Origin of the sequence: Micrococcus flavus, from assembly GCF_014204815.1 — a bacterium.
Classification (GTDB): Bacteria; Actinomycetota; Actinomycetes; order Actinomycetales; family Micrococcaceae; genus Micrococcus; species Micrococcus flavus.
Genome location: NZ_JACHMC010000001.1, coordinates 569,308 through 590,008 on the forward strand (window position 1 = coordinate 569,308; position 20,701 = coordinate 590,008).

Sequence of the window (20,701 nt, forward strand, 5' to 3'; positions counted from 1 at the left end):
TGGGGCCTGGAGCCATTCACAGCATCATCTATGGGTGGGCTGGGGTGGTGATCGGATCGCGGGCCCACCCCCCCCTGCTCGCGCCGCACCCGCACCGGCCACCGTCCGCCCGTCCGACCCCCCGCCGCGCGGTGACACAGGGCCTGGCGTGGTCCGTCCCCGCCGTCGCAGCCGTGGCGTCGGCCCCGCTCGCCGCCGCCTCACCGGTGCGGTGCCCGGCCGCTCCTCGGCGCGGGTGCGGGCAAGGACGACACAGCGGACATGGTCACGTCCGTGCCCGGGTCGCCGATCGCCTCACCTCCTGGCGTGGAGATCTGCGCCAGGCGGGTCTCGGTGCCCAGCCTGAAGCCCTCCTCCGCATCCATCCGCGCTCCGAGCGCGAAGGTCACCGAGGACTGCCTCGACTACGACGGCGTCAAGACGGCGGTGACCCCGGCGATCGCGTTCAGCGGCCCCGAGCTGGCCGGAGCCGCACCCTGGAACACCGATGGGAGGGCATACACCCTGCAGGGAGGATCCCTGGCCCGGACCCTGGGGGCACCCTCTGCTCGGGCTCCGTGGGCAACGACATCTCCTCGACCTTCCCGCCCAACGCGGGTGGTGGACGGGGCGCCGACGCGGGACACCACGGGACCTTCTGACCCCACGCCGACGACCACCGACGACGTCGCCCGCACCTCCGCTCGGGGGTGGCGGCGTCCTCGTGCGCCGCAGGTCATGGCGGAGGGTGCATGGGGAGCGCTGGCGACGCTCTGAGGATGGACACTCCACCGCACCCCACCTCCGACCGCGCACCGGAGGGCTCCGGTCCGGCCGTCCCCCCGCACGCGGCGCCGTCGCGCACCCGCCTGCGCCGCTTCGTCCGCGAGATCACCTACCCGCACGACATCCACCCGGCCCTCGTGCCCGGCGTCTCCATCGAGGACCAGAGGGTCCGGTACGGCGTGGACAAGGTGATCCTCGTCGTCGTCGGGGCCCTGATCCTCGGTTTCGTGGCGTGGGGCGTCACCCGACCCGACGACGTCCTGTCCGTGTCCAGCGCCGCCCTGTCCTGGGTCATGGCGAACCTCGGCTGGGTGTTCTCCCTGCTCGCGATCGGCCTGGTCGTGTTCCTGCTGGTCGTCGCCTTCTCTCGCTACGGGCACATCACCCTGGGCCTGGACGGCGAGAAGCCGGAGTACTCCACGGCCTCCTGGGCGGCCATGCTGTTCGCCGCCGGCATCGGCATCGGCATCATCTTCTTCGGCCCGTACGAGCCCCTGTCCTTCTACCTCGCCCCGCGCCCCGGCTCCGCCGAGCCGGCCAGCGACGCGGCCGTGACGGGCGCCCTGGCCCAGTCGGCCATGCACTGGGGCGTCCACGCGTGGGCCATCTACGCCGTCGTCGGCCTCTCCGTGGCCTACGTGTCGTATCGACGTGGCCGCGTGCCGCTCATGAGCTCGATCCTCAGGCCGCTGTTCGGGCAGGGCGACCGCACCGACTCGATCATCGCGCGCCTGATCGACTCCATGGCCATCATCGCGCGACCCTGTTCGGCACCGCGGCCTCCCTCAGCATCCGCTGGCTCTCCAACGTCAACATGATGCTGGCCTGGCGCTCGCCGTCTTCTTCTTCGTGGCCGGCCCCACCGCCTTCCTGCTGAACGTCATCCCCGGCGTCCTCATGGACTACCTGGGCCAGGCGCCGGACATGCTGGGCGCCAACATGTCCGAGGGCCCGGAGATGCAGGCGTTCCTGTCCGGCTGGACCGTCTTCTACTGGGCCTGGTGGGTGAGCTGGGCGCCGTTCGTGGGCGTGTTCACCGCCAAGATCTCCCGCGGGCGCACCATCCGCCAGTTCGTCCTCGGCGCGCTCTTCATCCCGGCGTCGGTCATCATCGCGGCGTTCACGATCATCGGCGGCACCACCATCTGGCTGCAGCGCGAGCGGGGCGTGATCGCTCCGGACGGGACGGTGGACACGATGCCCGCTCCGGCCGAGATCTTCTGGACGGTGCTGGACCAGCTCCCGGCCGCCCAGTCCATCGCCCCCGTGGTGATGGTCATGCTCGCGATCTTCTTCATCACCACGGCCGACTCGGCCTCGCTGGTGAACTCGCAGCTGTCCCAGAAGGGCGACCCGAAGCCCCGTCGGATGATCACCGCGTTCTGGGCCGTGTGCATGGCGGGCATCGCCGTCGTCATGCTGCTCACCGGCGGCGACACCGCTCTCGCCGGCCTGCAGAACCTCATCACGGTGACGGCCCTGCCGTTCGCCGTGGTGATCGTGCTGATGGCCGTCGCCCTGTTCCGCGAGCTGCGGCACGACCCGCAGGCCATCCGCGAGCAGTACGAGCACGCGGCGCTGCAGAAGGCCGTGCGCCACGGCATCGAGGACCACGGCGACGACTTCACGCTCGCGGTCGAGCCGGTGCCCACCGGCAGCCAGTACGCCGTGGGCGCGGAGTTCGACTCCGCCGCTGCCGAACTCACCGACTGGTATCGGCGCACGGACGAGGACGGCAACCCGGTGGCGTACGACTACAGCACGGGTGAGTACCTGGACGAGGACGACCGGCCCCGCTGACCCCTCACCGCAGACGACGACGCCCGCACCTCCGCCTGGAGGTGCGGGCGTCGTCGTGTCCCGTGGGGCGTCGGGCCGTCTCAGCCCCGTGGGCCCACCGCGGGGGTGCCGACGAGCTCCTCGCGGGAGTCGGTCACGCGGGCGGCGCGGGCCTCGACGATCTCCTCCTCGTCCTCGCCCATGATGTCGACGCGCTCGGCGTCGTAGCGGGCCTGGTCGAGGATGCCCTCCTGCTTGGCCACGAGGGCGGGCACGAGCGCCTGGCCGGCCACGTTGGTGGCGGTGCGGCCCATGTCCACGATCGGGTCGACGGCGAGCAGCAGCGCCAGGCCCTCGAGCGGCAGGCCGGCGGTGGAGAGGGTGAGGGTGAGCATCACGGTGGCGCCGGTGGTGCCGGCGGTCGCGGCGGAGCCGAGCACGGAGACGAGCACCACGAGGGCGTACTGGCCCAGGCTCATCTCGATCCCGTAGAACTGGGCCACGAACACGGCCGCGATGGCCGGGTAGATGGCGGCGCAGCCGTCCATCTTGGTGGTGGAGCCCAGCGGGACGGCGAACGCCGCGTAGCCGGTGGGGACGCCGAAGTTCCGCTCGGCCACCCGCTGGGTGACCGGCAGGGTGCCGATCGAGGAGCGGGACACGAAGCCCAGCTGGAATGCGGGCCACACGCCGGTGAAGAACTGCCTCACGGACAGGCCGTGCAGACGGGCCAGCACCGGGTACACCACGAGCATGACGAGGGCCAGCCCCACGTAGATCGCCACCACGAACTTCGCGAGCGTGCCCATCGTGGACCAGCCGTAGGAGGCCACGGCGTTGCCCAGCAGGCCGACGGTGCCGATCGGCGCGAGGCGGATGATCCACCAGAGGACCTTCTGGATGACCGCCAGCACGGAGCGGGAGAAGGCGAGGAACGGCTCGGCCTTCGCGCCCACCTTGAGCGCGGCGACGCCCACGGCGATCGCGATCACGAGCACCTGCAGGACGTTGAAGGTGGGGGAGGCGGCCACGGCGCCGGCGTCGTCCACGGTGGTCTTCACGGTCAGGCCGGCGAAGTTGGCGGGGACCATGGAGGTCAGGAAGTCGAGCCACCCGACGTCCCGGGCCTGGTACGAGGCCGGGGCGGACTGCCCGGTGCCCACACCGGGCTGCATCACGACGCCGACGGCCAGGCCGATCAGCACCGCGATCAGGCTGGTGATCGCGAACCACAGCAGCGTCTTCGCGGCCAGGCGGGCCGCGTTCGTCACCTGCGCCAGGTTGGCGATCGACGCGACGACGGCGAAGAAGACCAGCGGGATGACCGCGGCCTTCAGGAGGCTGATGTAGACGGAGCCGATGAGCGCGAGGGTCTCGCCGAGCGCGGTCGGGGTGTCGGGGGTGTGGCCCATCGAGCGGGCGGCGAGGCCGAGGACGAGGCCCAGGACGAGGGCGGCGACGATCTGCCAGCCGAAGTTGCCGGTCCAGCCCGGCAGGCGGCGCCGGCGCGGGGCGGGGACCCCACCGACGGGGGCATCGACCGCGGCGGCCGGGGAGGGGGAGGGATGGGAGCTCATCCCGCGAGGGTAGGCGGACCCGTAACAGGTGTCGGAATCCAATGTCGAACCATGACGTCGGTGTGACGCGCGCCGCACCGGCGCACGGCCCTAAACTGGACGGGCGTCGCCGTCCTCGATGAAAGGCTTCTCTTGAGCACCAGCACCGGTCCATCCCCGGATCCCGTCCACTCCGCCGCCGACCCGTTCGGGTTCTTCGGCCTGACGTACGACGACGTCCTGCTCCTGCCGAGCGCCACGGACGTGATCCCCGCGGACGCGGACACCTCCTCGCAGCTCACCCGCAACATCCGGCTGACCACGCCGATCGTCTCCGCCGCCATGGACACCGTCACGGAGGCTCCGCTGGCGATCGCGATGGCGCGCCAGGGCGGCATGGGCATCATCCACCGCAACCTCTCGGTGGAGGACCAGGCCCGCCACGTGGACACCGTGAAGCGCTCGGAGTCCGGCATGATCTCGGACCCCGTGACGATCGGCCCGAAGGCCACCCTTGCGGACCTCGACGAGCTGTGCGCGCAGTACCGCGTCTCCGGCCTCCCCGTGGTGGACCAGGACATGACGCTGCTGGGCATCATCACCAATCGGGACACCCGCGTCATCCCCCACGAGGAGTGGGAGACCCGCACGGTGGACACCGCCATGACCAGGATGCCCCTGATCACGGCGAAGGACGGCATCTCGCGCGCCGAGGTCATCGACCTGTTCTCGAAGAACCGCGTGGAGAAGCTTCCCCTGGTGGACGACGCCGGCCGCCTCACCGGCCTGATCACGATCAAGGACTTCGACAAGGCGGAGAAGTACCCGGACGCCGCGAAGGACGAGGAGGGCCGCCTCCGCGTGGGCGGCGCCGTCGGCTTCTTCGGCGACGGCTGGGAGCGCGCCATGGCGCTGGTCGACGCCGGGGTGGACGCCCTCGTGGTGGACACCGCCAACGGCCACACCCACGGCGTGCTGGACATGATCGCCCGCCTGAAGAAGGAGAAGGCCGCCGCCCACGTGGACGTGATCGGCGGCCAGGCGGCCACCTACGCCGCCGCCAAGGCGATCGTGGACGCCGGCGCGGACGCGGTGAAGGTGGGCGTGGGCCCGGGCTCCATCTGCACCACCCGCGTGGTGGCCGGCGTCGGCGTCCCGCAGATCACCGCGATCTACGAGGTCGCGAAGGCCACGCGCCCGGCGGGCGTGCCGCTCATCGCCGACGGCGGCCTGCAGCACTCCGGGGACATCGGCAAGGCCCTCGTGGCCGGCGCCGACTCCGTGATGCTCGGCTCCCTGCTGGCCGGCACCGCCGAGTCCCCGGGCGACCTGGTGTTCTACCAGGGCAAGCAGTTCAAGGCCTACCGCGGCATGGGCTCGCTCGGAGCCATGCAGACCCGCAACGGCAAGCGCTCCTTCTCCAAGGACCGCTACTTCCAGGCGGACGTCCCGGACGAGGACAAGCTGATCCCCGAGGGCATCGAGGGCCAGGTGCCGTTCCGCGGCCCGCTGGCCTCCGTGATGCACCAGCTGGTCGGCGGCCTCCGCCAGACGATGTTCTACACGGGCGCCTCCACGGTGGCCGAGCTCAAGGAGAACGGGCGCTTCGTGCGCATCACCGCCGCCGGGCTCAAGGAGTCCCACCCGCACGACATCATGATGACGGTCGAGGCCCCGAACTACCGCTCGCGCTGAGCGCCCTCGCCGGGACCCCGCGACCCCGCCCCCGCGCCCTCCCTCGGGAGGCGCGGGGGCGGCGTCGTCCTCGGTGACGTGTCCGGGCCCTGGGATAGGCTGACCGGGTGACGAACCAGATCGAGATCGGACGAGGCAAGCGCGGCCGCCGGGCCTATTCCTTCGACGACGTCTCCGTGGTGCCCGCCCGGCGCACGCGGGACCCGAGAGACGTGAACCTGTCCTGGCGCATCGACGCGTACACGTTCGACATGCCCGTGATCGGCGCGCCGATGGACTCCGTGATGAGCCCGGCCACCGCCATCGCCCTCGGCCGCCTCGGAGGCCTCGGCGTGCTCAACCTCGAGGGCCTCTGGACGCGGCACGAGGACCCGGAGCCGCTGCTGGAGGAGATCGCCGCGCTCGACGCCCAGCCCGGCAGCCCGGAGATCACCCGCCGCCTGCAGGAGATCTACGCCGCGCCCATCCGCGCCGAGCTGATCACGGAGCGCCTCGCGCAGATCCGTGAGGCGGGCGTCGTGGTGGCCGGCTCGCTCACGCCGCAGCACACGCAGCAGTTCTACAAGACCGTGCTGGCGGCGGGCGTGGACCTGTTCGTCATCCGCGGCACCACCGTGTCCGCCGAGCACGTCGCGGAGACCCAGGAGCCCCTGGACCTCAAGCGGTTCATCTACGAGCTGGACGTCCCCGTGATCGTGGGCGGCGCGGCCGGCTACACCCCGGCGCTGCACCTGATGCGCACCGGCGCCGCGGGCGTGCTGGTGGGCTTCGGCGGCGGCGCCTCGAGCACCACCCGTCGCACCATGGGCATCCGCGTGCCCATGGCCACGGCCGTGGCGGACACCGCCGAGGCGCGGCGCGACTACATGGACGAGTCCGGCGGGCGGTACGTCCACGTGATCGCCGACGGCGGCGTGGGCACCTCCGGCGAGATCGTCAAGGCCCTGGCCATGGGGGCGGACGCCGTGGTGCTCGGCGGGGCGCTGGCGCGCGCCACGGAGGCCCCCGGCCGCGGCTGGCACTGGGGCCTCGAGGCCGCCCACCCCGAGCTGCCGCGCGGGCACCGCACGCGTGTCGGCCAGGTCGGCCCGCTCGAGGAGGTCCTGTGGGGGCCGGGCCACCACACCGACGGCACCTCCAACCTGATGGGCGCCCTCAAGCGGGCCATGGCCACGTCCGGGTACACCGAGCTCAAAGACTTCCAGAAGGTGGAGGTGCTCGTCACCCCCGCCGGGGCCTCCTGAGCCGTGCTCCGCACCGCGCTCAAGCCCGTCTGGCTCCTCAGCCTGCTGTTGGCCCTGGTGGCCGCCACGGTGTTCGTGCTGCTGTCCCGGTGGCAGTTCCAGGCGGCGGAGACCAACGCCCCGCCGCCCCGGTCCCAGACGGAGAACGCCGTGCCCCTGACCTCCCACCTGCGCCCCGGCGAACCGCTCACGGCCGCGGCGGCGGACCAGGTGGTCACCGCCCGCGGCGAGTTCCTCCCCGGGACGGACGTGCTGGTCGGCCCGCGCCTGTCCGAGGGGCGGGAGGGCTGGTGGACCGTCACCGCCTTCCGGGTGGCCGACGCCCCCGGCGCGCAGACGATCCCCGTGGTGCGCGGCTGGTCCGCGGCCGCGGACGTCGTGGACCCGGCCCCGGCCGGTGAGGTCACCGTGGCCGGGCGCCTGCTGCCGCCGGACGGCCCCCTGCCCCGCTCGGACGACGCCGGCGACACCGCCGGCCGCCCGGCGTACGCCACGCTCTCCCCGGGTCAGCTCGTGAACGTGTGGGACGTCCCGTCGTACGCCGCCTTCGTGGCCGCGTTCGCGGTCACCGACGCCGCGGGTGCCGAGGTGGGCGCCCGGGCGGCCGAGGGCGGACTCGAGCCGGTGTGGGTGGCTCCCCAGCCGGAGGAGACCCAGGTCATCTGGCTCAACGTCTTCTACGGTGTCGAGTGGGTGCTCTTCGCCGGCTTCGCCCTGTTCCTCTGGTGGCGCTTCGTCCGGGACGACCACCAGCGGGAGCTGCGCGAGGCCGAGCTGGACGAGGAGTGGGCGGCGCGCTGGCGCGCCGAGGAGCTCGCCCGGCGTCGGGAGGAGGCCCGCCTCCGCAAGGAGGAGGCGCGCCGCGCCTACGCCGCGGCACACCGCACGCAGGACGGGCCCGAGGGCCCGAGGAAGGAGTCCCGGCCATGACCGGATCGCATCCCCGCCCCGAGGCGGGCACCCCCGTGGACCCCGACACGCTGCCGGACCCCGAGGACATCACCGAGGCCGACCTGCCCGCGCCGCCGCCGCGGCCCGGCCGGGAACGACGCCGGTTCGCCGGCACGCAGCAGCAGATCCGCTCCGCCACGCGCCTGTACGTGGTGTGCTCGTGGATCACCGGCGTCATGCTCCTGCTCCTGGTGGCGGAGATGGTCTTCAAGTACGGCCTCGGGACGGAGCTGTACGCCGGGGGCACCACGGTGGACGGGGTGCCCAACACCCTGGGGCTGCACCCCGAGGACTCCGTCACCGGCGGCGTGAACCTGTCCCTGCTCATCCTGATCGCCCACGGCTGGATGTACGTGCTGTATCTGCTCGCGTGCTTCCGCCTGTGGTCCCTCATGCGGTGGTCCCCGATGCGCCTGCTCGCGATGGCCGGCGGCGGCGTGGTGCCGTTCCTGTCGTTCATCGTGGAGAAGCGGATCACCCGCGTCGTGCGCGAGGAGATCGCCCGCCACCCCGAGGCCGCGCGGCGCTACTGACGGCCCGACGGCCCGCGGCGGGGCTCGTCTATCCTTGACGGGTGACCCAGACCGACCCCCACCGTGACCAGCCCATCCCGCTGCACGACGTCCTGCCCACCGTCCTCGTCCTGGACTTCGGCGCCCAGTACGCCCAGCTGATCGCGCGCCGCGTGCGCGAGGCCAACGTGTACTCCGAGGTCGTGCCCGCGTCCACCCCGGCGTCCGAGATCCTCGCGCGCGAGCCCGCTGCCCTGATCCTCTCCGGCGGCCCGTCCTCGGTCTACGAGGACGGCGCCCCGCGCCTGGACCCGGCCCTGCTCGAGGCCGGTGTGCCCGTCCTGGGCCTGTGCTACGGGTTCCAGTCCATCGCGCACGCCCTCGGCGGCGTGGTGGCCGAGACCGGCACGCGCGAGTACGGCTCGACCCGCCTGGAGACCGTGGAGGGGGACTCCGTGCTGTTCTCCGGCCAGGACGCTGAGCAGGTCGTGTGGATGTCCCACGGCGACGCCGTCACCCAGGCCCCGGAGGGCTTCACGGTGACCGCGACCACCGCCGGCGCCCCCGTGGCGGCCTTCGAGGACCGCGAACGGCGCCTCTTCGGCGTGCAGTGGCACCCCGAGGTGGGCCACTCCGAGCGCGGCCAGGAGGTGCTGCGCAACTTCCTCGTGGACGGCGCGGGCCTGGCCCAGGACTGGACCGCGGCGAACGTGATCGAGGAGCAGGTGGCCCGCATCCGCGAGCAGGTCGGCGACGCCCGGGCCATCTGCGGCCTGTCCGGCGGCGTGGACTCCGCGGTGGCCGCCGCGCTCGTGCAGCGCGCCATCGGAGACCGCCTCACGTGCGTCTACGTGGACCACGGACTCATGCGCGAGGGGGAGTCCGCCGAGATCGAGAAGGCCTTCGGTGAGGCCCACGGCGGCGCCCGCCTCGTGATGGTGGACGCGCGTGAGGACTTCCTGGCTGCGCTGGCCGGCGTCACCGACCCGGAGACCAAGCGCAAGACCATCGGCGAGCGGTTCATCCGCACCTTCGAGAAGGCGCAGGCGGACATCGTCCTGGAGTCCGCCGAGGACCCCCACGCGACGGACGTGAAGTTCCTCGTCCAGGGCACCCTGTACCCGGACGTGGTCGAGTCCGGCGGCGGCGACGGCGCCGCGAACATCAAGTCCCACCACAACGTGGGCGGCCTCCCGGACGACATCGAGTTCGAGCTGTGCGAGCCGCTGCGCGAGCTCTTCAAGGACGAGGTCCGCGCCGTGGGCGCCGAGCTGGGCCTGCCGGACGGGATCGTCCACCGCCAGCCCTTCCCGGGTCCGGGCCTGGGCATCCGCATCATCGGCGAGGTCACCCAGGAGCGCCTGGACCTGCTGCGCCGGGCGGACGCGATCGTGCGCGCCGAGCTCACCGCCGCCGGCCTGGACCGGCACATCTGGCAGTGCCCGGTGGTGCTGCTGGCCGACGTGCGCTCCGTGGGCGTGCAGGGCGACGGCCGCACCTACGGCCACCCGATCGTGCTGCGCCCCGTCACCTCCGAGGACGCCATGACCGCCGACTGGGCGCGCATCCCCGCCGAGGTGCTCTCCCGGATCTCCAACCGCATCACCAATGAGGTGGACGGGATCAACCGGGTCGTGCTGGACGTCACGAGCAAGCCCCCGGGCACCATCGAGTGGGAGTGAGCGGGGCGCCCCCCAGGCCCTGCACGACCGCCGAGACCGCATCAGGAAGGACACCCAGGACGTGACCGAGCAGGAGTTCCCGCGGCTGGCCCGCGCCCGCGCCGCCGCCCGACCGGCGGAGCAGGAGCGGCCCGACCCCGCCACGTGGGTGGCCTCCCTCGGCTCGGGGGCGGAGTCGGACACCATGCTCCGCTTCGCACCCTCGGCGGCCAACTCCGTCGACCTGACGGGCGCGAACACCTCGGGGCTGTCCCAGCTGCTGCTGGGCCGGCGCACCCGCCTGTCCACCCTGCTGCCCGCGGGCCCCGAGCTGGACGCCGCGCAGGAGGTGGCCATGGCGCTGCGCGCCACGGTGCGCCGCCTCGGCGAGGAGCGGGGGATCGACGTCGGCGCCCTCGCCCTGGGCGTGGCCACATGGAGCGCCCACGAGGACGGCCGCCGGGAGCGGCGCACCGCCCCCGTGCTGCTGGCGCGCGTGGCGTTCACCGTCCGCAGCGGCGCCCGCGGCCGCGACGAGGTCGAGGTGCAGATCACCGAGCCCGCCCGGCTGAACCCGGCGCTCGTCCGGAACCTGCGCCGGCACCACGGGATCCGGCTGGACCCCGAGGCCTACCGGCAGGCGGCCTACGCCACCGCGCGCATCGAGCCCGGCCCGGCCCTGGCCCTGCTCCGCGAGGAGGCGGCCTCCCTCACGGACCTCGAGGTCTCCGAGCGACTCCTCGTCTCCACGTTCGCGGACCTGGGGGACACCGCCTCGCTGCCCGAGTCCCTCGACCGCCTCCCCGTGGTCCAGGCCCTCTACGACGCCGGCACCGGCATGGTCCCGCGTCCGGAGCCCCTGGACCCGGACCCGGGGCCGGACGAGGACGCCGTGGCCCCGGCGGACGAGCGCCTGGTCCTGGACCTGGACGCCTCTCAGCGCCGTGTGGTCGAGCATGCCGCGGCCGGCCGCTCCCTCGTGGTGGACACCGCACCCGGCACCGGGCAGACGCAGACGGCCGCCGCGCTCGCGGCGCGCCTGGCGTGGGAGGGCCGCCGCGTGCTTGTCGTGGCGGAGCGCTCCGCCGCCCTCACGGACCTGCACGCCCGCCTCGGCGAGGTCGGGCTGCGCGACGCCGTGCTGGACGTGCCGGCCAACGCCGACCCCGAGGACCTGCGCCACCAGCTCGTGGCCGCCGTGCTGCGCGCCGAGCGCGCCCAGGCCCCGGACCGGGCCGCCGCGGACGCCGAGCTCGTGGAGCTGCGCCGCCGGCTCCGCGAGCACGTTGACTCCCTGCACCACGTGCGCCCCCGGTGGGGGTGCTCTCCGTTCCAGGCCATGCAGGCCCTCGCGGCGCTGACCTCCCTGGAGACCCCGCCGGCCACCACCGTCCGCCTCAAGCGCTCCGTGCTGGACTCCACCGTGGACCGGCACGCCGTGGCGGAGCAGCTGGTGCGCGCCGGCGAGCTCGGCGCCTTCGACCGGGACGCCACGCAGAGCCGCTGGTTCGGGGCGCGCGTGCGCAACGTGCAGGAGACCGAGGCCGCCGGGGAGCTCGTGGAGCACCTGGCCGCCACCCTCTACACGACCCGCCGCGCGGTGGACGCCGCCGCATCCCAGGCCGGCCTGCGCCGGCCCCGCACGGTGGACGGCTGGGCCGAGCAGTCGGACCTGTACGCCCGGGTGGAGCGCATCCTGACCGCGCTCAAGCCCGAGGTGTTCTCGCTCGACGTCCCCCAGCTCGTGGCCGCCACCGCCTCGAGCCAGTGGCGCCGGAACAACATGGTGGAGATGTCCTCGGTGGCCCGCTCCCGCCTGCGTCGCACCGCGAAGGACGCCGTGCGTCCGGGCGTGCAGGTCCCGGACCTGCACCAGGAGCTGCTGGACGTGGAGGCCGTCCTGGCGGACTGGGCCGCCCAGGCCGCGGACCCGTCCTCCCTGCCGACGGTCCCGGACCAGGCCGCCCGCGGGCGCCGGGCGGTGGCCGACGTCGCCGACGCGCTCGAGCGCCTCGAGCGCGTGCTCGCCCCCGAGGCCACCGCGGAGGCCTCCCTGACGGCGACGGACGCGGACGACCTGACGGCCGCCGTCGACGGCCTCGTGGCGGACCGCCCCACGCTGGCCACCCTGCCCGAGCGCACCCTCGTGCTGGACGAGCTGCGGGACCACGGCCTCACCGAGCTGCTCGAGGACCTGCACCGGCGGGAGGTCCCCGCCGAGCGCCTGGCCGCCGAGCTCGAGCTCGCGTGGTGGCAGTCCGCCCTCGAGGCCATGATCTCCGGGGACGACTTCCTGGCGATGATGAGCGGGGACGACCTCGGCGCCGTCGAGCGGGGCTACCGCGCGGCGGACCGGGCCCTGCTGGAGTCCGGCGCGGACCGCCTCACCGCCGAGCTGGGCCGCCAGTGGAAGGAGGCCCTCGGCACCTACCGTGCGGACGCGGCCGTCCTGCGCTCGCTGCTGCGCCAGGGCCGGCCGGGCGTGGAGTCGCTGACCACGATCGCCCCGGAGCTGCTGCGCCCGCTGGTGCCGATCGTCACGACCTCTCCGATGGCGCTGACCGAGTTCCCGCCGGAGTGGGAGGCGGACGTGGTGGTGCTGCTGGAGGCGGACGCCACCGCCCTGGCCACGGTGGTCGGCGCCCTCACCCGGGCCCCGCAGGCGGTGGCCCTCGGCGACCCGGCCATCGGCCGCCCCCAGTCCTTCCAGGTGTCCGTGGACCCCACGGCCACGGCCGGCCCGCTGCGCCCCTTGCGCTCGGCGCACCACGCCCTCTCCGAGGTCCTGCCCTCCTCGGCCCTCGGCCAGGTGCACCGGCCGATGCCCCGCGGGGTGGTGCGGCTGATCTCCCGCCTCGCGTACGAGGGCGCCGTGGACTGCCTGCCCACCGCGGGGGAGCTCACCGGCCGCGGCCGCACCGTCACGGCGGAGTACCTGCCCGAGGGCACCGGCATCCCCATGACCGGCGGCGACGTCGTGGAGTCCACGCAGGCGGAGATCGCCCGCTGCGTGCAGCGCGTCTTCGAGCACGCCCGGGACCGCCCGGAGGAGTCCCTGGCGGTGATCACGGTGTCCGAGCAGCACGCCCGCCGGGTGGCCGCCGCCGTGCAGGCCATGGCGGCGCAGGCGCCGTGGGCCGCGGAGTTCCTGGCCCGGGGCCGCGGGGAGGGGGACGAGCGCGAGCCGTTCGTGATCGCGCCCGTGACCCGCGCCTCCACGATCACCCGCGACGCCGTCATCCTCAGCCCCGGCTACGGGCGCACTCCGCACGGGCGCGTGGTCCACCACTTCGGCGCCCTCTCCGACCCGGACGGCGAGCGCATGCTCACCGTGGCGCTCACCCGCGCCCGCACCCGGATGCACCTGGTCTCGGCGCTGCGCGCGGAGGACCTCGAGGAGGACCGGCTCGACGGCGGGGCGCGCGCGTTCCACGCCCTGCTCGGCCTGCTGCTCTCCGGGGCGGACGAGGGGCGGCCGGGCCGCCTGAGCGACCCGCTGCTGACGGACCTGCGCGGCCGCCTCGAGGAGCACGGGGCGCACACGTCCCCGCACCACGGCGGGGTCATGGACCTAGCCGTGGCGGATGCCCTCGGCCCGCGCGGCCGGGCCCGGCCGCTGGCCCTGGTCAGCGACGGCGGCGACGCCTACCGCGAGCTGTCGGTGCGGGAGCGCTCCCGTCGCCTGCCCGAGCGCCTCGAGTCCCTCGGCTGGGACACGGACACCCTGTGGGCGATCGACGTCTTCGCGGACCCGGAGTCGGTGGCGGACCGGCTGGCGGGCCGGCTGGGCCTGCCGCTCGAGGACCCGGAGGACGACGACGGCGACGACGATGACCGCTGAGCCCCGGCGGCGGGGGCCGCGTCGCGCGAACGCCGCCGGCACGGGGCCCGCGTCCGCCGACGGCCCCGAGCCGGTGCTGGAGCCGCGGGCCGGGGCGGGCACCGCGATCGGGGGCGTGCGCACCGCCGCGTCCGCTGACGCCTCGCCCGCCCCGGCCGAGGTCGAGCACGACCGCTGGCTGCGCGAGCAGCGCCCGCCCCACTGGGGCTGAGCGCGGCGGGCCCGGGGCTCGCGGGTCAGTCGGCGGAGCCGCTGCCGGAGGTCGAGGGGGTCGCGGAGCCCGAGTCCGAGCCGGACGCGGCGCCGCCCGAAGAGGCCGTCGCGCCGACGCCGGCCGTGCCGCCGCGCGAGTCGGTGCGGTAGAAGCCCGAGCCCTTGAAGCTCACCCCCACGGAGCCGTACTGCTTCCGCAGGACGCCGCCGCATGCGGGGCACTCGGTGAGCGCGTCGTCGGAGAAGGACTGGACGGCGTCGAAGGCGTGGCCGCAGTCCTTGCAGCGGTAGGCGTACGTGGGCATGGGGCACCTCTCGGACGGGCGGGGCGCGGGGCGCCCGCGCGGTGGGGACGGGGTGCCCCGATGCTACTGCGCGTCCGGCAGGTGCACGGCCTCGGCGGGGCGCTCGGCGGCGGTGAGCCACGTCAGCCCGTCGGCGGTCAGGACGCCGTCCACGGGCCGGTCGGTCGGCTCGAAGGGGACCTCCCCGGCGGGCAGCAGCTCGCGGGCGAAGACGTGCGCCACCACCGGGACGGACCCGGGGAGGTCGGCGAGGAAGCGGTCGTAGTAGCCGCCGCCCTGACCCATGCGCATCCCGGACCGGTCCACGGCCAGGGCCGGGGCCAGCACCAGCAGCGCGTCGGTCAGCGCGTCCGGGCCGTGGCGGGGACCCGTCGGCTCGTCCACGGGGGCGTTCCCGGCCCGGGTCACGGGGACCCCCGGCGTCCAGTCCGTCCAGGACATGCGCCGCTCCGGCTCGATCACCGGGACCAGCACGCGCGCGCCGGCCTCGATCAGGCGGGTCCGCAGCGGGCCGGTGTCCGGCTCGGAGGCCATCGGGAGCACGGTGGCGACGACGGGCGTGCGGCCGGCCCCGCGGGCGGCCGCGAGGCGGGGGGCGAGCCACGGCCACAGGTGCTCGGCCGCCGCCTCGGCCTGGCGGGCGCGCTCGGCGGGGTCCAGGGCGCGACGCGCGGCGCGGTGCCGGGAGCGGAGCTCCGCCTTGGCGGCGGTGAGGGCGTCGTCGTCGACGGCGGGGCAGGGGTCCGGGCGGGAGCGGTCCATGCCGCCATCATGCCGCCTCGTAGGATCGGGGCCATGAACGTCTCCGGCTCCGTCTGGCCCGTGGCCCTGCGCCACGGCACGCTCACGCTGCGCCCGCTGCGGCGGTCGGACCGGCGAGCGTGGGAGGAGCAGCGGCGCGTGAACGCCGCCTGGCTGACCCCGTGGGACGCCACGAGCCCGGTGCCCGGGGCCGGCCCCGCGAGCTTCGGCCAGATGGTCCGGTGGCACGGGCGGCAGGCGCGCGCGGGGACCTCGTACACCTGGGGCATGACCCTGGACGAGGACGGGCCGGGACGCGACCGCCTCGTGGGCCTCGTGAGCCTGGGCGGGGTGCAGCTGGGCTCGGTCCTGTCCGGGGCGGTGGGCTACTGGGTGGACCGCCGCGAGGCCGGGCGCGGGCTGACGCCGACCGCCGTGGCGATGGTGACGGACTGGGCCTTCCGCGGGCTGGGCCTGCATCGCGTGGAGGTGAACATCCGCCCCGAGAACGAGGCGAGCCTGCGGGTGGTGCAGAAGCTCGGCCTGCGGGAGGAGGGGCTGCGGCGGGCGTACCTGCACGTCGACGGCGACTGGCGGGACCACCGCAGCTTCGCCGTCACCGCGGAGGAGGTCCCCGAGGGGCTCCTGACCCGGTGGCTCGACACGCGTCCCGGCACTCGGTGAGGCCGGTCACGGAGGCCCGTGCGGGCCGGTAGGCTGGAGGCCTCCGCCGGCGTCGTCCGGGGTCACGCCGCCCCGCTCCCGCACGCCCGCCGTCCCAGAGCTTCCCAGGAGGACACCATGACCGCCTCGCCCGCCCCCCGCGAGCCCGCCGCCCGTGAGCCCGAGGCCCGCTTCCAGGTGCACTGGGACCGCACCTCTCTGTTCCTCGTGGGCGCGGTGGCGCTCACCGTCGCGGTCATCACCGCGCTGTGCGCCCTGGCGGGCCTGCCCACGGCCGGGGTGGCCGGCTGGTCCCTCCTGATCACCGTCGTCGCGGTCGTGGGTCTGCGCGTCCTGGCCGTGCGGGACCTGCGCCGGCTCGAGGAGGAGTGGGCCCGGACCCTCCCGGACGCCGTCGAGGCGGAGGAGGAGACCGCGGAGCTGCCGGTCGTCGCGGACCCCGAGCGGGACCGCCGGACCTTCAAGACGCTCCGCTCGTTCGAGGACGAGGACGAGGACGACGCCCCGCATCTCGAGGACGCGCCCGCCCCGGCGCCTGCGGCCCCGGCGCGACCGGCCGCCCCGGTCCGGCCCGTCGTCCCCGCCGCCGGCGTGGTCATCCCGGCCGTGCCCCGCCCCACCTATCTGGACGCCCCCGAGGTGGAGCGGCCCGTCCCGGCCCCGTACGTCGCCGAGGAGGCGCCCCGCTCCACCGCGCGCCTCAAGGACCCGGTGCCGGTGGTCGAGCGCGAGGAGCACCTCAGCGCCACCGCCGAGCAGGACATCGCCGCCCTGGACCTGGACAACGTCCTGGCCCGACGTCGCGCCTCCTGACGCGTCCGGGTCAGTCCTCGGCCACGCCCAGGCTGCGGCGGACCTCGTCGGCGTCGCGGCGGACCCGGGCGGCCTCCTCGTGCTCGCCGAGCGCCGCCAGGCACTGGTGCAGGCCCGTGAGGGCGCCCAGGCGCACGAGGTCCGAGCCGGTGGACTCGTGGACCAGGCGGAACAGGGTGGCGGCCTGCTCGGGACGGCCGTCCTCGGCCACCACGTACGCCGCGAACAGCTCGGCCTGCGCGGCGCCCTGGGCGTCGCCGGCGTCGTGGAACATGTCCGCCGAGGTCAGCGCGGCGGACACGGCCTCGTCCCCCTGGTGCAGCGCCCACAGGGACCGGGCCCGGGTGTCCAGGTAGTCCGCGCGCTGCCACGGGGTGCCGGTGCGCTCCGCCAGGGCGATCGCCTCGTCCAGCAGGGCCAGTCCGTCCCCGCGCCCGGTCTCGCAGCGCAGGTAGCCCAGGGCGTGCAGGGCGGAGGCGAGCACGGCCGGGTCCTCGTCCGCCGCGAGCCGGGCCTGCTCCACGGCCCTCTCGAAGAGGCCCAGGGCGCCGGCCCGGGCCACGTCCCCGCGGTCCCGGTGCGTCAGGGCACCGGCCGCCAGCAGCGTGTGCGCGGCGTCGGCGTGCTGGCCGCACCCGGTGAACAGGTCCGCGGCCTCCCGCCAGTGCGGCAGGGCGTCCGCGGGGCGGTCCTGCTCGTGCAGCGCGTGCCCCAGGTCCACGAGGGCCCGGGCCCGCTCGGCCTCGTTCCCCTCGGCGGCCTGGCGGCGCACGAGGCCCTCCAGCACGGGCTCGGCCTCCTCGGCCCGGCCGGCGGCCACGAGCTGGTGGCCCCACCAGTAGCTCAGGCTCGCCGCCTCGGGGGCCTCCGCCTTCTCCGCGTGCACCGACGCCAGCCGCCAGGCGGCCACGGACAGGTCCTGCCGGTCCGGGTCGTGTCCGGCCACCCGCCCCACGAGGGCCGCGGCGGAGGCCGCGCCGCGCCGCAGCCCGGCCCGGGCCATCTGCTCGGCGGCCCGCAGGGCGAAGTCCAGGGCGGCGTCGTCCCGATCCTCGCCGTGCGCCGCGAGCGCCCGCACGAGCGTGGCGGAGGCGCGCACTACGGCTGCGCCGGGCAGCCGCAGCGCCCGGACGGCCGCCTCCTCCGCGGCCCGGGTCTCCTCGCGCCACAGGTGCAGTCGGGAGCGCAACAGGTGGACGTCCGCCTCGGCGCCGGCGCCCAGGGCGGCCCCTGCGGCGCGCTGGCGTTCGAGGGCCGCCAGGGCCTCGTCCGCCGCGGCCAGGGCGCCGTCCAGGTCGGCGGCCTGCACGCGGTGCGCGCACAGGCCCAGGAGCGCGTCGGGCAGGACGGTGTCCGCGGGGTCGGCGGCGGCGCGGGCTCGCTCGTCCTCCACGACGCCGGCCAGCACGGTGGCCTCGAAGTCGTCCGGCTCGCGCAGCAGGGCCGCTCCGAGCTGGACCTCCAGCTCCGCCTGTCGGGGCCGCCCGAGGGAGCGGAGGAGGTCGGCGCGTTCGGCGGTCCACCGCTCGAGTCCGGCGGCGTCCCGCGCGTGGGCGGCGGCCGTGGCCAGCAGCCGCAGCAGGCCGAGCCGGACGGCCGGGTCCCCGCCGCCGGCGGCGTCCAGTCCCGCCCGGGCGTGGGCGGCGGCGTCCTCGGGCTCCTCACGCAGCAGCGCCTCCAGGGCGCGTTCGCGGCGGCCGGGCGCGTCGAGGGCGTCGTGGGGGTCGGCCGGGGCGACGAGCGGCCCCTCGGCCTGCCGCAGCAGTCGCTCCACGACGACGAGGGGGTCCCTCCCGGCGAGCGTCTCGCCCGGGCGCGGGGCGGGGTCCTGCACGGCGGTCTCCTTCGGGTCTCGTCCACGGGGCCCGACGTCGGACCCGCTGCGGGCCCGTGCCTGGCGGCGGGCCGTCCCCGGGACGGCCGCGGCGGTCCTCGGGTGATGCCCCAGCGTAGCCAGCGGCGCGTCGGCGACGGGCGCGGGGCCGGCCGTGTTCGCCGCGGGGGGACGGGACCGGGCGCGGGACGGGGTCGCGCCCGGCACGGGACCGTGCGCGGGCCGGGCTCGTAGACTGGACCGGTCCCGCACCGCCGCCCCCGGCCGCCTCCTCCGCCCCGGCCCCGACCCCAGGAGTCCCCGTGAGCCCTGCCCCGCCGAGCGAGCCGGCCGCCGCCGTCGCCCCGCCCGCCCCGGACGGCGTCTTCCAGACCCGGGCGGGCTCCTATGCGCTGATCGTGGCGGACGGCGCCGTGCTGCTCTCCGCGTGGCAGGGGCCGCAGGGGATCGTGTGGACGCTGCCCGGCGGCGGCATCGAGCTGGGGGAGAGCCCCGAGCAGGCGTGCCTGCGGGAGGTCGAGGAGGAGACCGGCCACACCTGCGAGCTCACCGGCCTGCTCGGGGTGACCACCGGCACCGTCCCCGCCGAGCGCCGCCTGCGCGGCGAGGGCGTGCCGCTGCTCACCGTGCAGGTGCTGCACACCGCGCGGCTCACCGGCGGGACGCTGCGGCCGGAGACCGACGGCTCGTCCGTCGACGCCCGCTGGTTCCGCCTGGACGCGCTCGAGGACGTCCCGCTCTCCTCCTGGGTGCGTCGCGCCCTGGAGCTGGCGGGGCTGCCCGCCCCCGCGGAGCCGTCCCGATGACGCCCCGGCCGCCCGTCCCGGCCCGCCGGCGCCGTGGTCGACGCGCCGTCGGCCTCGGCGCGGCCCTCGCCCTGACCCTCGGGACCGCCGGCTGCGGCACCGAGGACCCCTCCGAGCCCGCCCCGCCGACGGGGGAGCCCGTGCGGGTGGTCCACGGACCGGGGCAGGCGGAGACGGCCGCAGCCGCCGTCGTCGCCCGCCACCTCGACCGGGCCGGGCACCCCGTGACGGTCGCGGACGAGCCCGAGGCCGCCGCGTGGTCCGCCGCCGGGGGGGACACGGTGGCGATCGTGGACACGCTGGCGCTGGCCCTGGCCGCCGACCCCGAGGCCGTGCTGCCGCAGGAGGACCCGGAGGACGAGGCCGCGCGCGCCTCCGCCGTGCCCACCCCGAGCCCCGTCACGCTGGAGCCGCTCGACCCGGACGCGCCGCCGCGGGTGCCCGCCGACGCGTCCGCGACCGTCGCGGCGCCCACCCCGCTGGCCGACGTCGGCCCGGCGGCGGACACCGAGGCGGTGCGGGCGATCGTGGACGCCGCCCTCGCGCGCGCCGCGGCCGGCGGGGACGTGGCCGCCCCGCCGTCCTCCTCCGGCGGGCCGACCGCCTCCGGGAGCTCGTCCTCGGGGCCGGCGTCGTCGGCGTCCGCGCCGCCGGATGCGCCCCGCGTGCTCTCCTCCTCCGCGGGCGAGCTGCGCCTGGCCCCGGTCCTCTCCGCGGGCACCGCGGCGCGCCTGGAGCTGGAGTCCGTCGACGACCTCAACGGCCGCTGCGGGGACCTGGCTGCGGCCCTGCCGGCCGCGCTCGCCGAGGGCCCGGGCGGGGAGCGGGCGACCGCCCTGCTCACCGCGCGCCTGGACGCCTCGGCCGGCTGCCGTCCCGCCGAGTGGACCGTGCTGGCGGACCCCGCCGGGCCCGCGCTCGTGCGGGACGAGATCGGACTGGCGGTCGACCACACCGTGGACCCGGACGTCCCGCCCTACGGGCTGGCGGTCCTCGAGGATCCCACCGGCGTCCTGCCGGCCGGGCGCGTCGTCGTCGTCGGATCCCCGGGCGCCCTGGACGACGGGGTCGAGGCGGCCCTGCAGGAGGTGATGACGGCCCTGGACGAGGACGGCCTGCGGGACCTGGCGCGCGTCAGCACCGGCCCGGACGCCCTCGCCCCGGACGAGGCCGCCCAGTATTGGCTGGTCAGCGCGGGGCTCGAGGAGGCGCCGGAGGACTGGGTGGTCCCCGTGGACGGCTGGTTCTGAGTCGCGCGGACGCGCGGGGCGTCACGGACGCCCGCGCGGTGCCATGATGGG

Annotated in this window: 17 protein-coding genes; 13 read left to right on the forward strand and 4 right to left on the reverse strand. The window is 75.7% G+C overall.

Annotation, left to right across the window (positions count from 1 at the left end):
- Positions 1-758 precede the first annotated feature (758 nt).
- Both BJ976_RS12160 and BJ976_RS12165 read left to right on the forward strand, forming a co-directional pair.
- Positions 759-1,583, forward strand: coding sequence for a BCCT family transporter (locus BJ976_RS12160; RefSeq protein ID WP_308421572.1), 825 nt, complete (start codon positions 759-761; stop codon positions 1,581-1,583).
- Between the two features lie 31 nt (positions 1,584-1,614).
- Positions 1,615-2,565 (forward strand): BCCT family transporter, encoded by a 951-nt coding sequence (locus tag BJ976_RS12165; protein WP_308421573.1) that lies wholly within the window; start codon positions 1,615-1,617, stop codon positions 2,563-2,565.
- Between the two features lie 80 nt (positions 2,566-2,645).
- Here BJ976_RS12165 and BJ976_RS02795 read toward each other — a convergent pair whose 3' ends face one another.
- Positions 2,646-4,121, reverse strand: coding sequence for a dicarboxylate/amino acid:cation symporter (locus BJ976_RS02795; RefSeq protein ID WP_135028627.1), 1,476 nt, complete (start codon positions 4,119-4,121; stop codon positions 2,646-2,648).
- Positions 4,122-4,253: 132 nt separating this feature from the next.
- On the opposite strand from BJ976_RS02795, the gene guaB reads away from it, so the two are divergent.
- The 7 genes from guaB (at position 4,254) to BJ976_RS02830 (ending at position 14,215) form a co-directional block, all read left to right on the forward strand.
- Complete coding sequence (gene guaB / locus BJ976_RS02800) at positions 4,254-5,795, forward strand: IMP dehydrogenase (RefSeq protein WP_135028625.1); 1,542 nt, start codon at positions 4,254-4,256, stop codon at positions 5,793-5,795.
- A gap of 107 nt (positions 5,796-5,902) precedes the next feature.
- Complete coding sequence (locus tag BJ976_RS02805) at positions 5,903-7,039, forward strand: GuaB3 family IMP dehydrogenase-related protein (protein ID WP_135028623.1); 1,137 nt, start codon at positions 5,903-5,905, stop codon at positions 7,037-7,039.
- A 3-nt stretch (positions 7,040-7,042) separates the two neighbouring features.
- Entirely contained in the window at positions 7,043-7,969 is a 927-nt protein-coding gene (locus tag BJ976_RS02810) for an SURF1 family protein (RefSeq protein ID WP_135028621.1), read from the forward strand.
- Positions 7,966-8,523, forward strand: coding sequence for a DUF3817 domain-containing protein (locus tag BJ976_RS02815; RefSeq protein WP_135028619.1), 558 nt, complete (start codon positions 7,966-7,968; stop codon positions 8,521-8,523). Before BJ976_RS02810 ends, BJ976_RS02815 begins: the two co-directional genes overlap by 4 nt.
- 41 nt (positions 8,524-8,564) lie before the next feature.
- Entirely contained in the window at positions 8,565-10,184 is a 1,620-nt protein-coding gene (gene guaA / locus BJ976_RS02820; RefSeq protein WP_135028617.1) for a glutamine-hydrolyzing GMP synthase, read from the forward strand.
- A gap of 61 nt (positions 10,185-10,245) precedes the next feature.
- The gene (locus BJ976_RS12170; protein WP_135028615.1) at positions 10,246-14,004 is read left to right on the forward strand and encodes a hypothetical protein; all 3,759 of its coding nucleotides are present in this window, start codon (positions 10,246-10,248) and stop codon (positions 14,002-14,004) included.
- Positions 13,994-14,215 carry a hypothetical protein gene (locus BJ976_RS02830; protein ID WP_135028613.1) on the forward strand — a complete coding sequence of 74 codons (222 nt, stop codon included), beginning with the start codon at positions 13,994-13,996 and terminating at the stop codon, positions 14,213-14,215. Before BJ976_RS12170 ends, BJ976_RS02830 begins: the two co-directional genes overlap by 11 nt.
- A 25-nt stretch (positions 14,216-14,240) precedes the next feature.
- On the opposite strand, the gene BJ976_RS02835 is transcribed toward BJ976_RS02830, so the two are convergent.
- Positions 14,241-14,522 (reverse strand): FmdB family zinc ribbon protein, encoded by a 282-nt coding sequence (locus BJ976_RS02835; RefSeq protein ID WP_135028611.1) that lies wholly within the window; start codon positions 14,520-14,522, stop codon positions 14,241-14,243.
- A gap of 63 nt (positions 14,523-14,585) precedes the next feature.
- Entirely contained in the window at positions 14,586-15,284 is a 699-nt protein-coding gene (locus BJ976_RS02840; RefSeq protein ID WP_135028609.1) for a 5-formyltetrahydrofolate cyclo-ligase, read from the reverse strand.
- Positions 15,285-15,317: 33 nt separating this feature from the next.
- Between BJ976_RS02840 and BJ976_RS02845 the strand changes: the two genes are divergently transcribed.
- Together BJ976_RS02845 and BJ976_RS02850 are read left to right on the forward strand one after the other, a co-directional pair.
- Positions 15,318-15,947, forward strand: a complete 630-nt coding sequence (locus tag BJ976_RS02845; RefSeq protein WP_135028607.1) for a GNAT family N-acetyltransferase — start codon at positions 15,318-15,320, stop codon at positions 15,945-15,947.
- A 117-nt stretch (positions 15,948-16,064) separates the two neighbouring features.
- Positions 16,065-16,760: a hypothetical protein gene (locus BJ976_RS02850; RefSeq protein WP_135028606.1), complete on the forward strand. Its 696-nt coding sequence runs from the start codon at positions 16,065-16,067 to the stop codon at positions 16,758-16,760.
- Positions 16,761-16,770: 10 nt separating this feature from the next.
- On the opposite strand, the gene BJ976_RS02855 is transcribed toward BJ976_RS02850, so the two are convergent.
- Positions 16,771-18,594 (reverse strand): hypothetical protein, encoded by a 1,824-nt coding sequence (locus BJ976_RS02855; RefSeq protein WP_135028604.1) that lies wholly within the window; start codon positions 18,592-18,594, stop codon positions 16,771-16,773.
- Positions 18,595-18,896: 302 nt separating this feature from the next.
- Here BJ976_RS02855 and BJ976_RS02860 point away from each other — a divergent pair, with 302 nt between their 5' ends.
- Entirely contained in the window at positions 18,897-19,400 is a 504-nt protein-coding gene (locus BJ976_RS02860; RefSeq protein ID WP_135028602.1) for an NUDIX hydrolase, read from the forward strand.
- Complete coding sequence (locus tag BJ976_RS02865) at positions 19,397-20,650, forward strand: glycine betaine ABC transporter substrate-binding protein (protein ID WP_135028600.1); 1,254 nt, start codon at positions 19,397-19,399, stop codon at positions 20,648-20,650. The genes BJ976_RS02860 and BJ976_RS02865 overlap by 4 nt, the downstream gene beginning before the upstream one ends.
- Positions 20,651-20,701 lie beyond the last annotated feature (51 nt).

Coding starts and splice junctions, on each gene's coding strand:
- BJ976_RS12160 (WP_308421572.1), top strand. CDS start 759: ATGGACACTCCACCGCACCCCACCTCCGACCGCGCACCGGAGGGCTCC.
- BJ976_RS02795 (WP_135028627.1), bottom strand. CDS start 4,121: ATGAGCTCCCATCCCTCCCCCTCCCCGGCCGCCGCGGTCGATGCCCCC.
- BJ976_RS02815 (WP_135028619.1), top strand. CDS start 7,966: ATGACCGGATCGCATCCCCGCCCCGAGGCGGGCACCCCCGTGGACCCC.
- BJ976_RS02830 (WP_135028613.1), top strand. CDS start 13,994: ATGACCGCTGAGCCCCGGCGGCGGGGGCCGCGTCGCGCGAACGCCGCC.
- BJ976_RS02835 (WP_135028611.1), bottom strand. CDS start 14,522: ATGCCCACGTACGCCTACCGCTGCAAGGACTGCGGCCACGCCTTCGAC.
- BJ976_RS02840 (WP_135028609.1), bottom strand. CDS start 15,284: ATGGACCGCTCCCGCCCGGACCCCTGCCCCGCCGTCGACGACGACGCC.
- BJ976_RS02845 (WP_135028607.1), top strand. CDS start 15,318: ATGAACGTCTCCGGCTCCGTCTGGCCCGTGGCCCTGCGCCACGGCACG.
- BJ976_RS02850 (WP_135028606.1), top strand. CDS start 16,065: ATGACCGCCTCGCCCGCCCCCCGCGAGCCCGCCGCCCGTGAGCCCGAG.
- BJ976_RS02865 (WP_135028600.1), top strand. CDS start 19,397: ATGACGCCCCGGCCGCCCGTCCCGGCCCGCCGGCGCCGTGGTCGACGC.